13 protein-coding genes, 1 tRNA gene and 1 pseudogene are annotated in these 13,918 nt (G+C 67.4%); 8 read left to right on the top strand and 7 right to left on the bottom strand.

What is annotated here, in order from left to right; translation table 11 throughout:
* Positions 1-9 precede the first annotated feature (9 nt).
* Positions 10-1,626 carry a long-chain-fatty-acid--CoA ligase gene (locus ESO89_RS07610; protein WP_128904944.1) on the bottom strand — a complete coding sequence of 539 codons (1,617 nt, stop codon included), beginning with the start codon at positions 1,624-1,626 and terminating at the stop codon, positions 10-12.
* Positions 1,627-1,803: 177 nt separating this feature from the next.
* On the opposite strand from ESO89_RS07610, the gene ESO89_RS07605 reads away from it, so the two are divergent.
* The 4 genes and pseudogenes from ESO89_RS07605 to ESO89_RS19280 all read left to right on the top strand — a co-directional run bounded on the left by ESO89_RS07605 (position 1,804) and on the right by ESO89_RS19280 (position 4,249).
* Positions 1,804-2,040: a hypothetical protein gene (locus ESO89_RS07605; protein ID WP_128904943.1), complete on the top strand. Its 237-nt coding sequence runs from the start codon at positions 1,804-1,806 to the stop codon at positions 2,038-2,040.
* Between the two features lie 116 nt (positions 2,041-2,156).
* Positions 2,157-2,231: transfer RNA gene (locus ESO89_RS07600), tRNA-Met, on the top strand.
* A gap of 145 nt (positions 2,232-2,376) precedes the next feature.
* Positions 2,377-2,988, top strand: coding sequence for a translation initiation factor IF-2 subunit beta (locus ESO89_RS07595; RefSeq protein WP_128904942.1), 612 nt, complete (start codon positions 2,377-2,379; stop codon positions 2,986-2,988).
* Positions 2,989-3,074: 86 nt separating this feature from the next.
* A pseudogene (locus ESO89_RS19280) lies at positions 3,075-4,249 on the top strand (M24 family metallopeptidase).
* A 1-nt stretch (position 4,250) separates the two neighbouring features.
* On the opposite strand, the gene ESO89_RS18500 reads toward ESO89_RS19280, so the two are convergent.
* The 3 genes from ESO89_RS18500 to ESO89_RS07580 all read right to left on the bottom strand — a co-directional run bounded on the left by ESO89_RS18500 (position 4,251) and on the right by ESO89_RS07580 (position 7,677).
* Positions 4,251-4,403: a hypothetical protein gene (locus tag ESO89_RS18500; protein ID WP_164932767.1), complete on the bottom strand. Its 153-nt coding sequence runs from the start codon at positions 4,401-4,403 to the stop codon at positions 4,251-4,253.
* Positions 4,404-4,547: 144 nt separating this feature from the next.
* Positions 4,548-6,917, bottom strand: a complete 2,370-nt coding sequence (locus tag ESO89_RS07585; protein WP_128904941.1) for an ATP-dependent DNA helicase — start codon at positions 6,915-6,917, stop codon at positions 4,548-4,550.
* Between the two features lie 103 nt (positions 6,918-7,020).
* Positions 7,021-7,677, bottom strand: a complete 657-nt coding sequence (locus tag ESO89_RS07580) for an HAD family hydrolase (RefSeq protein WP_128904940.1) — start codon at positions 7,675-7,677, stop codon at positions 7,021-7,023.
* Between the two features lie 93 nt (positions 7,678-7,770).
* Here ESO89_RS07580 and ESO89_RS07575 point away from each other — a divergent pair, with 93 nt between their 5' ends.
* Positions 7,771-8,223 (top strand): TIGR00725 family protein, encoded by a 453-nt coding sequence (locus tag ESO89_RS07575; protein ID WP_128904939.1) that lies wholly within the window; start codon positions 7,771-7,773, stop codon positions 8,221-8,223.
* Positions 8,224-8,297: 74 nt separating this feature from the next.
* Here ESO89_RS07575 and ESO89_RS07570 read toward each other — a convergent pair whose 3' ends face one another.
* The 3 genes from ESO89_RS07570 to ESO89_RS07560 form a co-directional block, all read right to left on the bottom strand.
* Complete coding sequence (locus ESO89_RS07570) at positions 8,298-9,059, bottom strand: hypothetical protein (protein ID WP_128904938.1); 762 nt, start codon at positions 9,057-9,059, stop codon at positions 8,298-8,300.
* 95 nt (positions 9,060-9,154) lie between these two features.
* On the bottom strand, positions 9,155-10,198 hold the full coding sequence (gene dph2 / locus ESO89_RS07565; RefSeq protein WP_128904937.1) for a diphthamide biosynthesis enzyme Dph2: 1,044 nt from the start codon (positions 10,196-10,198) through the stop codon (positions 9,155-9,157).
* 113 nt (positions 10,199-10,311) lie between these two features.
* Positions 10,312-11,016 carry a hypothetical protein gene (locus ESO89_RS07560; protein ID WP_128904936.1) on the bottom strand — a complete coding sequence of 235 codons (705 nt, stop codon included), beginning with the start codon at positions 11,014-11,016 and terminating at the stop codon, positions 10,312-10,314.
* Positions 11,017-11,165: 149 nt separating this feature from the next.
* Between ESO89_RS07560 and ESO89_RS07555 the strand changes: the two genes are divergently transcribed.
* The 3 genes from ESO89_RS07555 (at position 11,166) to cas6 (ending at position 13,266) form a co-directional block, all read left to right on the top strand.
* Complete coding sequence (locus tag ESO89_RS07555; RefSeq protein ID WP_128904935.1) at positions 11,166-11,828, top strand: alpha/beta hydrolase; 663 nt, start codon at positions 11,166-11,168, stop codon at positions 11,826-11,828.
* 97 nt (positions 11,829-11,925) lie between these two features.
* Entirely contained in the window at positions 11,926-12,318 is a 393-nt protein-coding gene (locus ESO89_RS07550; protein WP_128904934.1) for a YlbF family regulator, read from the top strand.
* 177 nt (positions 12,319-12,495) lie between these two features.
* Positions 12,496-13,266 carry a CRISPR-associated endoribonuclease Cas6 gene (gene cas6, locus ESO89_RS07545; protein ID WP_128904933.1) on the top strand — a complete coding sequence of 257 codons (771 nt, stop codon included), beginning with the start codon at positions 12,496-12,498 and terminating at the stop codon, positions 13,264-13,266.
* Positions 13,267-13,918 lie beyond the last annotated feature (652 nt).

Below are 13,918 nucleotides of genomic sequence, written 5' to 3'. Positions count from 1 at the left end.
GTTTTTTAGCTACCCCTCTCCGACCATCCGGTCTTCCTCGTCCCACTCGCGCTCGCGGAGTTCGTACTTCTGGATCTTCCCGGTCGCCGTCGTCGGGAGGTCGGTGACGAACTCCACCTCGCCGGGCGTCTTGTAGTCGGCGACGCGCTCGCGGACGAACGCCTTGAGTTCCTCGGGCGTCGCGCCCGGGTCGCCGGGGTCGCCGCGCTCCGGGACGACGAACGCCTTCGGGGTCTCGCCCCACCGCTCGTCGGGGGCGGGGATGACGGCCACGTCGGAGACGACGTCGTGCTCGAAGAGGGTGTCCTCCAACTCGATCGAGGAGATGTTCTCCCCGCCAGAGATGATGATGTCTTTTTTCCGATCTTGGATCGAGACGAAGCCGTCCTCGTCGACGACGGCCAGATCGCCCATGTGGTAGTACCCCTCCAGCCGCTCCGAGAACGCCGCCTCGGTGGCCTCGGGCTTGTTCCAGTAGCGGTCCATCACTTGGTTGCCGCGGACGACGATTTCGCCGATCGTCTCGCCGTCGGCGGCCACGTCCTCGCCGTTCTCGTCGACGACGCGCACGTCGGTCCCGAGGTAGCCGATCCCCTGCGTCTTCTTGACCGCGAACCGGTCGTCGGCGTCGGCGTCGTAGTGGCGCTTGGCGTCCGAAGTCGTCACGAGCGGCCCCGTCTCGGTCGCGCCGTAGACGTGTTTGAGGTCCCAGCCGAACTCCTCCTCGACGGTGCGGATCGTCGCCTCCGGCGGCGCCGCGCCCGCGGTGGCGACCCGCACGTCGTTGGCGCCGGTCGTCGCGCCGCCGTGCTCGGCGTAGTGGTCGCCGAGCATGTTGAGCACGGTCGGCGCCGCACAGAAGTACGACACGTCCTCATTGCGGATTCGGTCGAACGTCTCCGCGACGTCGACGCCGCGGGTACAGACGTGGCGGGCGCCCATCCCCGTGATCGCGTAGATGTGCCCCCAGCCGTTGACGTGGAACATCGGGAGCGTCCAGAGGTACACGTCGTCGTCGTCGATCTCTTGGTGGATCGTGATCAGGTAGGCGTGGAGCGTCTCGGCGCGGTGGGTGCGACAGACGCCCTTCGGGTCGCCGGTGGTCCCCGAGGTGTAGTTAATCGTGATCACGTCGTCCTCGTCCATCTCCGGGCGCTCGTAGGCGTCGGGATCGGCGTCGTCGAGCGCCGCGTCGAACGACTCCCAGTCGCCATCGACCGCGTCGGCGTCGTTCGTGAGGAACGTCTCGGTCGGCACCTCCTCGCGGACCGCCTCGACGTTCGCGGCGTACTCGGCGTCGGCGTAGATGGCGTCGACGTCGGCGTCCGAGAGCATGTACGAGAAATCGTCGGGGGTGAGTCGGTAGTTCAGCGGGGTATGAACCGCCCCGATCTGCATCGCGCCGTAGGCTGCCGCTAGGTGATAGTGGGTGTTCGGGTCCAACACCGCGACGCGGTCCCCCTTCTCGATCCCGCGCTCCTGAAGGGCGGCGGAGAACCGATCGGCGCGCTCGCCCAACTCGGCGTAGGTGTGCCGCGTCCCGTCCGTGGCGAGGACGGCCTCCTCGTCGGCGTAGTGGCGCCGCGCCCGGTCCAGGAAGTCCGTCGTCAGTAGCGGTTTTCGCATCGGTTTATCACTATCTATGATGCATAAAAGCGTTTGCGGCCGACGCAAGGCGGACGCCGTGATCGCTCGGTCCGCATCTGCTCCGGCCGTATCTGTTCAAGCCGTATCTGTTCCGGGCGTGCCCGCTCCGGTCGCATCCGCCTCGGGTTTTTAATCTGTCCGCCCGAGGGTACTCGCATGAGCGACGAATCCGACCGGACACCGGTCACCGACGGCTACGTGGTCCCGATCGCCGGGCTGATGGCGCTGCTGTTCGCCGTGATGGCGGGGTTGACCGCTCCCCGCGCGTTCTCGGGCGATCCCGCCGACGCTCTGTTGCCGATCGGCTTCGCGGTCGGCGCGCTCGCCGCACTCCGGTTCCGCCAGCAGTACGCGGCAGCGAGCGCCGATCCGGCCCCCGATGAGACCGCCTGACGGTCGGCGGCAACCGACGGCGACCGCCTCGATCGATATATAAACGCTTCGTGGACGAATCGCACACGGGCGACGGGATCAGAACCCTTAACAGTCGCACACGGTTTTGATATGATAGCGGGATGGGATAGCCAGGAGATTCCGCCGGGCTCATAACCCGGAGATCGGTAGTTCAAATCTACCTCCCGCTATTTCTGGACGAACGCCACGCGCCGAGTCACGCGTTCGGTTCCTCCTCGTTCGATTTTCGGTCCCGTCTCTCGTCTCGTAGCCGCGTCGCCGTCGCTCGATCCCGAACCCGGAAGCGATTTCCGTCGCGCCACCGTTCCGTTCCGTATGGACTACGAATCGAGCCTCGACCGTGCGATGGAGGAGGTTCCGGACCTCGACGGCTCCGACGAGCGGCTGTCGGTTCCGAACCCGGAGACGCAGAAGGACGGTGCGTTCACCCGGCTGACGAACCTCTCCGCGATCGCCGACGCGTTGAGCCGCGACCCCGAACACGTCCACTCGAAGATCCAGCAGGAGCTCGGTACCGCCGGCCAGTACGAGGACGGGCGCGCGCGCTACAGCGGGAACTTCCGCGAGCGCAACTTCCAGGCCGCGATCGACTCGTACATCGAGTCGTTCGTCACCTGCTCGGAGTGCGGCCTCCCCGACACCCGACTGGAGACCGAAAACCGGACGCCGATGCTCCGGTGTGAGGCCTGCGGGGCGTTCCGGCCCGTCGCCAAGCAGAACATCTCGAACACCCAGCGGCAGGAGGAGGCGATCGAGTCCGGCAACACGTACGAGCTCGAGATCGTCGGCACCGGCCGCAAGGGTGACGGCGTCGCAGAGCGCGGCGAGTACACGATCTTCGTCCCCGGCGCACAGGAGGGCGAGACGGTCACGGCCTACATCAAGAACGTCTCCGGTAACCTCGCGTTCGCCCGCCGCGAGAACTGACGGTCTGCGGAGAGGCGATCCCGCTTTTCGCCCGCCACCCCGTTCCGCTATCCGACGGTTTATCCCCCGGTTCCGGATCGTGAGCCATGGCGACGCGACTCCCCGACGACGCGTACGACGACCGCCTCGCGGCGGTCCGCGACGGGCTCGCGGCGACGGACGCCGACGCGGCGACGTGGTTCGGCACGACGGCGATCGAGTACCTCACCGGGTTCCACCACGTCCAGACGGAGCGTCCGATCGTCCTCGCGGTGACGGACGACCGCGTCGAGGTCGTCGTCCCCAGGCCGGAGGTCGAGCGCGTCGAGCCGAACCCGCGGATCGACGCGGTCCACCACTACTTCGATTACCCCGGCGGCGAGCCGATCGCGGTCGCCGTCGAGATGCTCGACGGGCTCGGCGCCGACCGGGTCGCGACCGACGCCGACGGCGCGCCCGGCGTGATGGGGTACGAGGGGCCGGCGCTCTCGGAGTCCGTCGGCGTCGAGACGCAGTCGTGGGTCGACCGCCTGCACTGGGAGAAGTCCGACGCCGAGGTCGACCTGATCCGCGAGTCCGCGAAGTGGGCGAACCTCGGCCATCGCCACCTCGCCGACCTCTCGGAGCCGGGCGCGCACCCTGCGACGGTCTCGCAGCGCGCGTCGACCGAGGCCTCGCGGGCGATGCTGGACGCGCTCGGGGACGCGTACAGCATCCGGTCCGCGACGACGGCCCGGTCCACGCCGGCTACATCTCCGGCGAGGAGACCGCGCTCCCGCACGGGCACACCCCCAACGAGCGGCTCGCCGAGGGCGACGTGCTCGTGACGGGCGCGGCCGCGAACGTCGACGGCTACCGCTCGGAGCTGGAGCGGACGATGTTCGTCGGGGAGTACACCGACGAGCAGGAGCACTACTTCGAGCTGATGGTGGAGGCGCAGACCCTCGCGATCGACGCGCTCGGACCGGGGGTTCCGGTCACGGAGGTCGACCGAGCCGTGTGGGGGTACTTCGAGGAGCAGGGCGTGACCGATCTGGCCCGCCACCACGTCGGCCACAACATCGGGCTCGGCGCCCGCGAACCGCCGTACATCGACCGCGGGTGGGGCGAGCGCTACGACGGCAACGACGCCCGCATGGCGCCCGGACAGGTGTACACGATCGAGCCGGGGCTCTACACCGACGAGTACGGGTACCGCCACTCCGACACGGTGGCGATAACGGAGTCGGGGACCGAGCGGCTCACGAACTTCCCGCGCGACATCGACTCGAACGTGGTGTGAGCTATCGAACGCGGCCGACGACGACCCGGTGACCGGTCTCCTCGGCGTGTTCTCGCTCGAGGCCGTTCGCGTCGTCGACGACGTCGAACAGCCGTTCGAGCCGGCACTCCCTGCAGACGACGTGGTACCGCTCTTTCGGTGTCGGTCGTTGCATGTGAACGCACGGGTGCTGTGGTGCGTTAGTTACGAGCCCCATACCCGCGCCAAACGGGACGTTAAGTGAGTGGTAATTCTGACTGCCGTCCCCTGACCCTCTGTCGCCCCTGCCATCGTCTCAGCGGTCTCCTTGGCCGGCGCTTTACTCGCCGCTGACCCGTCGCTCGAACCGGTCGAGCGCGAGTCCGAGCATGTCCGGGCTCACCGGCTGATACTCCTCGCGCTCGTGGTCCGGGAGGTACTCCCGGACACTGTTCCACGACTCGCGGGCGTATCGGGCGTCGAGCAGGAGGCGGACCCCGCGCTCGTCCGGACCGCGGATGACCCGACCGACGGCCTGCCGGGCCTTCCGGACCGCCGGCACGGTGAGCGCGGTCTCGAACCCCGACTCGAACCGCCTGTCGTAGGCGGTGATCACCGCCCGCGTCCGGGGCCGCGCCGTGTTGATGATCGGGACGCCACAGACCACGGCGGCCGACAGGCGGTCGCCGCGGTAGTCGACGCCCTCGGTGAGCGTCCCGCGGAGGCTCGTCACGAGCACTTTCCCGTCGCCCGCGAAGAAGTCGTCCTTCAGCGACTCCGTGGCGCGGTCGCCGGACGACTCGTCGAGCAGCACCGGCTTGTCGAGCCGCTCCGAGAGCGACTCGGCCATCCACGTCGCCTCCGCGTAGCTCGGCGTCCCGACGAGCACGTTCCCCTCGCGGTCCGCCACCGCCGCGGCCGCGTCGAGGTGCGCGAGCCTGGTGTCGTTCTCCTCGCCGAGCGCGCCGCGGTTCTGATACGTGAACTTGGGCGCGTCGACCGCGAAGCTCTCGCGGTTCTCCTCGGGGAAGGAGAGCCCGTAGGTACGCTCGACGACCGGGCGGCCTCGCTCTTCGAGGTGGTCGAGGCCGGTCACCTCACGGAACACGTCCATCGGCTCCAGCGTCGCGCTCATCAACACGCCGCCGCCGAACTCCGCGAGCCGGTCGCCGATCGGCTCGCTCGGCAGGCAGTTGTACAGCGCGAGGCTCGCGTTGTACGCGCGCCGCCACGAGTCCGGCGGCGCCGTCTCGTCCCACGTCCGCTCCAAGTCGATCGCGCGGAAGAACTCCTCGTGGTCCTCGCGGTACCACGCGTTGAGGGTCCGGCCGACGCCCGGCGCGGCGCGCTTTTTGTCCTCGTCTTCCAGCGAGTCGAGCACGCGCTTGACGACCGCGCCCACCTGCTCCGCGCGGGCCCAGACGCGGTCGCCGTACCCCTCCCGCTTCGCCCACGTCGTAATCTCGTCTTCGGCCGGCTCCTCCGGGTCGCGGAGGGCGACCTCGTCGTCGTCGAGCTCTCGCATCGACGCCCGCCAGTCGGGGCGCTCGCGGTCCAGTCGCTCGGTCACCCGCCTGTCGAGTTCGCCGCGGAGGTCGGCGTAGAACTCCCGGACAGACTCGATCTCCTCGACGCTCACGTCGGCGTCTTCGAGTTCGCCGCGCACGAGCTCGGCGTCGTCCGACTCCGCGCCCGCCGTCTCGAAGGAGAGCGGCTGGACGACGCGCGTGAGCTCGTTCTCCGCGTCGCGGAGGCTGGCGTCGGCGACCCGGTCGCTCACGAGGTCGCGCACGCGCGGTTCGAGCATGTGCGCCTCGTCGCAGACGACGAACGTCGAGTCGTCCAGCAGCGCGCCGGTGAACGTGCCCGTCGTCACGGGGTCGAACGCGTGGTAGTAGTTGCCGATGACGACCTCGACCTCGGGAACGAGCGCGCCCATGATCGAGTGCGGGCAGGTTCCGTGACCGGCGGCGAGCCGGACCAGCTCGGTCGGTCCGACGTGGCCGAGTTCGGTCACGTCGAACGGGACCGCCTCTGCGGGGTCGCCGTCTTCCGGGAGGTCGTCGAGGAAGCCGGCGTAGAACGGACAGAACTCGGTGCCCTCGAACTCCTCGGTGTCCGGCCGGTACGGGGTGGGCTCGCCGTCGACGGTGAGATAGTCGGCGGCGGGCGCGTCGTCGCCGCTCGCGCCGGCCTTCCCCGCGGACCCCGAGTCCATCAGCCCGACCTGCTGGCTCTGCGCCTCGCTCACGAGGTTCGAGGCCGTGGTCCCGCCCCCGTCGCCGACGAGGTTGCGGGTGCGCTCGCGGAGCCCCTCGCAGCGCTCGTACACGTTCTCGCGGTCGATTCTGCCGCGGTTCTCGCGGGCGTACGGACACACGTCGGCCTTCCCGACGAGGGTGAGTCCGGAGACCGGGTCGTACCCGTCGGGGAGGTCTCCGTTGATCGTCTCGAGATCCGTCTCGAACTGCCGGAGCTGCTGTTTGACGCTCGTGAGGACGAACACGCGCTCGAACTCGGAGTCGGGGTCGCGGACGCGGTCGAGTCCGGCCGTGAGCGCGAGCATCGTCTTGCCCGTCCCGCACGCGCCCTCCAAGGCGAGGAAGCCGCCGTCCTCGGCGGCGTCGATCGCGGCGTCGATCCCGTCGGCCTGCTCGGGATACGGCTCTGCGTGGCCGAAGATGTCGGTCCACTGCGGGGCGTCTGTCACTGTGGCGGCGTAGCCCCCGATCGGAGTTAAACCTTGAGAGAGGGGCGTCGGGCGGGGTGGCCTCTCGGGTCGTGACCGCCGGTGGCGACCCGAGGCGACGATCCTACCCAACGATGTCGTGGAGGTCGGAGAGCCGCTCGATATCCCACGTCGGCCAGACGTTCAGCTCCCAGTTGCGGCGGTGGGGGCGGCGGATGAACGCGGAGTCGATGCCCGCGTTCTCGGCGGCGCGCACGTCGGACTCGTTGTCGCCGACGAACAGCGCGTTGCCGGCGTCGAGGTCGCCGAGCGCCTGCTCGATGTAGTGGGGGTTCGGCTTGCGGAGCTGGAGCGAGTGGATCGTGGGCTCCCGGCCGTAGGCGGCGCCGAACCGCTCGAAGCCGTCGAAGTGGTCCACGAGGAAGTCGACGGTGGCCTGCTGGTTCGAGGAGACGATCCCCATCTCCACGTTGAGGTCCCGCAGCTCGCCGAGGTCGTCGTAAGGGGTCTTGCGTCCCTCGCGCGCCTCCTGCTGTTGGGCCTTCGAGACCACGTCGTCGCGGGTCCGCCAGAACGACCCCGGATCGAGGTCGTACGTCTGGCAGACGGTCCCCACGCTGCCGGGGGTCGCACCGATGGTCATGCGCTCTACGTCGTCCGGATCGGGCTCCTCGACGCCGCACTCCTCGAACGCGTCCCGGGTCGCATCCCGGAGCACGTCGAAGCGCGTGCGGCCCACGAGGACACCGTCGTTGTCGAACACGACGGTATCGTACGTCATAGGGAGTATCGACGCTCAGCACTTAAAAGGGTTTCACCAACTTCGCGACACGTACGGCCGTCCTTTATATGCGTCCGGCCCGCGTCCCGCGGTATGCGCGTCAGCGTCATCGGCGGGAGTTCGGTCCCACCCGAGACGGCGGCGGTCGCCGAAGCGCTCGGAGAACGGCTCGCGAACCGCAGCCACAGGGTCGTCTGCGGCGGTCTCGGTGGGGTGATGGAGGCCGTCTGTCGGGGCGCCGCGAACGCCGGCGGCGAGACGATCGGCGTCCTGCCGACCGACCGGCGCGCGGACGCGAACCCACACGTCACGGTTCCGATCGCGACCGGAATGGGCCACGCCCGCAACGCGCTCGTGGTGCTTAACGGCGACGCGGCGATCGCGGTCGACGGCTCGCACGGCACGCTCTCCGAGATCGGGATGGCGCTCGCCCACGGGCGAGCGGTGGCGGGGCTCGACACGCACGACGTAGCCGGCGTGGAAGCGGTGAAATCACCCGTGGACGCCGTCGATTACGTGGAACGCGAGGGCGGGTCGACGACGTGAATCCGGGTCGTCAGCGAGCCGACGCCGTACGCCCATCCGCGTTCCGTCGCCGCTCACTCTGGGAATAACTGGCGCTATCGGGCGCGATCGCCCGTGTCGTCGACATCCGTTCGGTCGTTTTCTTCCGCTTCGCGTTCGGCGTCCAGCGCCGCGATGTTGCGGAAGCGGTCGGGGTCGTCGTCCCAACTGTCGCCGTCTGAGTCCTCTCGATCGAGAACGTCCGGACCGCGTGTCGAGCCTCCGGGTCCGCCGTATCCGCCGGTATCGACGGAGCCGTAATCGCGATCGAACCGCCCGTTGGCGAGCCAGAGCACGAGGTAGCCGAATCCCATCGTACTGACGGCGAACGTCGCGAGTTCGCCGAGCACGGGGACGATTCCGAGCCCCGCCCACGCGATCGCCCCGACGACGAGATCGGTCTCGCGCCCGTTTGCGGTGCCGCTCCCGAGCGCCGATCGGATCCACGACCCGAGGGCGATGACGGAGACGGCCGTCCCGCCGAGGCTGAGGATCGCGATGAGAATCACGGCGGGGATGACGACGACGAGACCGATGACGGTGATAGCGAGCAGGAACATCGCGACGGCGATTCCCACGTACGCCACGAGCCCGTACAGGAACGCCTCGCCGGGCTCCGAACGGAGGTGCTCAACGCCGTCGTCGGTGAAGTCGGGGGCGATCGCGGAGACCACCGCGCCGATGAGAGCGACGACGACGGCGGTCACGGCGAAGTCAATGGCGGCCGATCCGACGACTTCGATACCGGTCCACTGCGACGGACGATCGATCGCGGCGACACCGCGCGCGAGGAGGGCTGCAACCTGTGTCGGGGCCATGCGGAGCGATCACTCTCACGAGTGAAACGCCTTCTCAATTCGAAGGGCGCCGGGTCCGCTGCCGCCGAGGTGTCGGCGGCTCCGGGCCGCGCCGCTTACCAGGTGTCGTGGAACGTGTCGAACTCGATCGAGTCGAGCGGCTTCTCGCCGATGGCGGCCTCGTACTCGCCGGGGGTCAACATCGGCTTGTGGAACCGCGGGCCGTCGTCGGTCGTGATCCGAGGACAACCGGTGTTGACGAACGCGTCCATGTCGAAGTTGCGGAGGCGGTCCGGCGTCACCTCGTCCATCGTGATCAGGTAGGCGTTCTCGTTGTTCTCGACGATCTCTTGGGCCTTCTCCCAGCGGCCTTGGCCGATCTTCGTACAGAAGATGACGCCCCACTTCTCGGCGTCCATCGCCTTGTGGACCGAGGCGTAGCGCTGCTTGAGGAACTGGTCGTGTTCGGCGACCGAGACCGCGTTGTTGACGGGGTCGGCGATGACGACGCGCTTGTCGGGGTGCTCCATCGCGAGCCCGACCGGATGGAACTTCCCGCCGCCGACGTACAGCACCTGCTCGGCGTCGATGTCCGCGGAGGCGTAGTTGCAGCCGAGCACCTGCCCCTCCTTCGTGAGCCGGTCGTCGCCCCGGCGGGTGTGGACCTCGTAGCCGCGCTCCTCTAACCAGTCGGTCATCTCCTCGAACCGGTTCATGTGCTGGGCGGTCGTGACGAGGCCCACGTCGGCGTCCTCATCCGGGGGCGCGAGCTCCTCTTCCAGCGCGTCCTCCATGATCGGGAAGGGGTCGACGTTCGAGAACAGCGGGACGTAGACGATGCTGTCGGACTCCTTCATCGGCGTGTGGCCGAAGTGGACGAACACGTCCGTCCGGCGCATCAGGTACGTGTCGAGGTCGCAGGCGCCGTAACAGGGCTGTCCGGACAGCATGAAGGTGACATCGTCCGGCGCCACCTCGCGGAGGTCGTCCGCGACCTTCGGGCCGCGGCGCTTGAGTCCCTCGGGGAACTGGAGGCCGACCTTGGAGGCGTCGCGTTCCTCGATCGCCTCGAGGATTCGATCGAGTTCGTAGTCCCACTCGCGATCGTGTTTCAGGGCCATCCCCGTCTTCGTGAGGTCGCCCTCCGTGGAGCCGCTCATATCGAACGAATTGTGCGGCAGGACGGTTAAACGGCGCGTTCGACCGTGAGTTTCGTCCGCGACGTTCGTGCTCGTTCCGTTGCGGCCGTCACGCGGCGGGAAACCTCGACCCCTCAGAGGGTGTCACTCGTGAGCAGTCGGCCGATCCACGCCCGCGGACCGGGAAGGATCGCGTCCTCCTCGACGGCGACCGGGTCCCGATCGACGTCGACGAAGACCCGACCTCGGTCGTCGGACTCGCCGCCGCCGTCGCGGGTCCAGACGAGGCGACCGTCCGAGCGAGCCGCGCTCGCGTCGCCGCGGACCTCCCATCCGGAATCTCCGCGGACGGTCAGCCGGTCGGCGCCGAGGTACCGCGCACCCTCGCCGCCGATGACGATCGGAACCGACGGGGACGCCGGCGTCAGCGGCGTGAACACCGCGACACCGAGGTGCCGCTCCGTGGCGTTCGGGTCGCGGTAGTCGACGAGCAAGGTGTCCCCGTCGACCCGAGCGTCGACATCCCTCGGCTCCGCGATCCCGTTTTGCGTCGCCTCGGAGACGACGGCGCGCCGGAGCGATTCGTTCGCTGCCAGCGCGTCGCCGCCGGCCGCGAGGTCGACCTCCGCCTCCCAAGTCGTCGACCCGTTCTCGCGGAGCGTAACGGTCAGCTCGCTCTCGCCGGCGACCACGGGCGTGCCGTCCGGCGCCGTTCGGTCGAGGTCACAGACGCCGCATATCGGCGTCGGCGGTGCGCGCGCGTCGGCAACCGGTGCGGCGGCGATTCCGGCCGCGAGGAGGATGATCGCCGCCGCTACGGCGGTGGTGCGGGGACGCATGGTCCGATCTCTCGTCGCGATCGATAAATAATTCACGCGCCGACCGGCGCAGATTACGGCTCTGCGGCCCGGCCGGTCGCAGATCGCGCCCGAACCGATCGCTGCCGCGGCCGATGGATACAACCTCCGAGCCGACGAACGCGGGACACATGACCGACGTTCCGCTGGAACACGTCCACGTCGCGCCCGACGACGACCCCGAGAACGCCCCCGCCGTCTTCGTGCTGCACGGCCGCGGCGCCGACGAGGAGGACCTGCTGCCGGTGGCCCAGCGTTTGCCCGACGAGCTTCACGTCGTGAGCCTGCGCGCACCCGATCCGCTGCAGGGCGGGTACACGTGGTACGAGCTCGACCTGTCCGCCGGCAGCCTCGAAGCGAGCCAGCCCGACGCGGCCGACTTCCGGCGGAGCCTCGATCTGGTCGCCGAGAGCGTCGACGCCGCGGTCGACGAGTACGGCCTCGACCCGGACCGGCTCGGACTGCTCGGGTTCAGTCAGGGGGCGATCACGAGCCTCTCGCTCGCGTTGGAGGACCCGGACCGCTACGCGTGGGTCGTCGCGCTCCACGGCTACCTCGCGGACGCGCACGCCGACCTCGAACCCGACGGGATCGAAGGCAAGCCGGTGTTCGTCGACGCGGGAGCCGGGGACCGCGTGATTCCGGAGTCCCGGTCGGCCGCGGCGGCCGACCGGTTCGAGGAGATCGGCGCCCCCGTCACCCGCGGGAGCTATCCGGGCGGTCACGGTATCGGCCAGCAGGAGCTGAGCGACGTGGTCGCGTTCGTGGAGTCGCAGGTCGCACGAGAGGCGTGATCTGGAGGTCGGCCCCGCGGTTCACGGGAGACCGTCCGGTTCACGGACGCACCCCCGGCTCCGGCAGGTTGAAACCGATCCGTCTCGAGGATCGGGTATGAGCGTCGAACAGGCCTCTCCCGACGAACAGGCCGCCATCGAGGACCTCGGTCGCGAGCTCGGCGAGCGCATCGCCCGGACACAGGAGTACGAGCGGTTCGAGTCGGCCCGTGAAGCGGTCCAGCGAGACGAGGAGGTGCAGGCGAAGATCGACGAGTTCGAGCAGCTCCGCGCGGAGTTCATGCAGGCCCGTGAGACCGGACAGGCGACGAACGCCGGGCTCCAGAAGGTACAGGAGGCCCAAGACGAGCTCCACTCGATGCCCGTCATGAGCGAGTTCCTCAACGCCCAAGAGGAGCTGAACGACACCCTCGAAGCCGTGAACGAGGCCATCTCGGAGCCGCTCGCGGTCGACTTCGGCGGCGAGGCCGGCGGCTGCTGTCAGGAGTGAACCGGGTCGGCCGCGACCCGGCGCCCTCAGACCGATCCCGGTTCGGAGAGAGGGAATCCGCCCGACCGCTCGATACTGGCTCGGAGCGTCGAATGTCAACCTGCCGTAAGCTTATTGCCTGACTGTTGAGTGGAGCCGGTGTGGCTCTGATAACACAAGCCCGGGGTGAACCGTAACGTGCGATTGCTGGTTCGTCTCGAAACACGCCGTGACACTGCGTACGATCACACGTATCACCACAAGCTCCGCGGACGGATCTGGCGCGCGCTGGCCGACACGGAGTACGCGGAAGACCACGATAGCGATCGGCCGAAGGGGTTTACGTACAGTAACCCGTTTCCGCCGGGCGACATGTCCGAGGGGGACGAACGGACACTCCTCGTCGCCTCGCCGCACGAGGAGTTGCTCGCGCACGTTGCTCGCGATCTTCAGGCAGATCCCGAGCTGAACATCGGCGAAATGCCGTTTCACGTGGACGGCCTCACGGAGCTCTCGCCCGACGTCGGCGAGCCCGGAACGTCCGGAACGATCGAAACCGGAACCGGGCTCCTCGTTCGTATACCTCCGTGGCGTCAGGACGAGTACGACATCGACGGACACGGCGACGGCACGTCGACGTACTGGCGACCGGAGCACACCATGCAGCCCCTCCGGAACCAGCTGGTGGCGAACCTCGACAAGAAACACGGGCTGTTCATGCCCGATTACCTCTCGGGTCCAAGCGACGTCGACGGCGACCTCTTCGACGGGTACGAACTCATCAAGACGTTCGCGATCCCGGTCACCGTCACCCAAGGCGAGCGACGGACCGTCGTGTTGAGCAAGTGGCGGTTCGACTACACGGTCCGCGACGACGACCACCGCCGACACCTGAACCTGTCGCTCGACACGGGACTCGGGGAGCGGAACGCTCTCGGATTTGGGTTCGTGAACCTCGTGGATAACTAATGAAATAAGAAAGGGTCGGGCAGGATAACATACACTTCAATCCAACTTTTGGTCGTCTGAAACGGGAATCCGACCCTCAAATATATAAATGGCTGCTGACTACTTGAAGTTGCTGAAGTAGTCGATTAAGCTATCATGACTGGCGTCGACCCGAATTGCTTAGGCAGGCTCGGTTGGTGCCAGTCTGAGACTATATTCTGACCATCTCACCTATTCCCCCATTGTGCCTCATCACATATAGATTTCCCAACTTCGTATGATATCAAATAGGGCAACCTATATGTATTACCAGATTAACTATTATGTCGAAGTGAAGCACCAGTCATCGAATGTGTGAACAGACAACCCGATCTGAAAACAAAGTGGCACCGTGATTGTATTAAATTACCGGCGAAATCACATGGGTGACAAAGAGAATCTGGGTGAGAACTCAGAAGCAAAAATATCCATCATTAAGACATACAGTAGAGGATATTGTTCAGATCCAGTCGGGTCTTGGGATGCGAAAAACCAGTCTGGGTCCCTCGTTAATCGTGGGGATCTAGTGAGTTACAATGGCTGTGTTGAATCACTAGATGGCGTCGGTACGGGTCGCTAAATCAAAGGAGTTGAAGCGGGAGACTTCAGTTGTTCATGACCCAAATCTCCCGCT

The sequence above is a fragment of the Halorubrum amylolyticum genome (assembly GCF_004114995.1).
GTDB lineage: Archaea > Halobacteriota > Halobacteria > Halobacteriales > Haloferacaceae > Halorubrum > Halorubrum amylolyticum.
The sequence above is the reverse complement of the archived record's forward strand: the minus strand, read 5'-3'. Positions and strand labels throughout refer to the sequence as shown.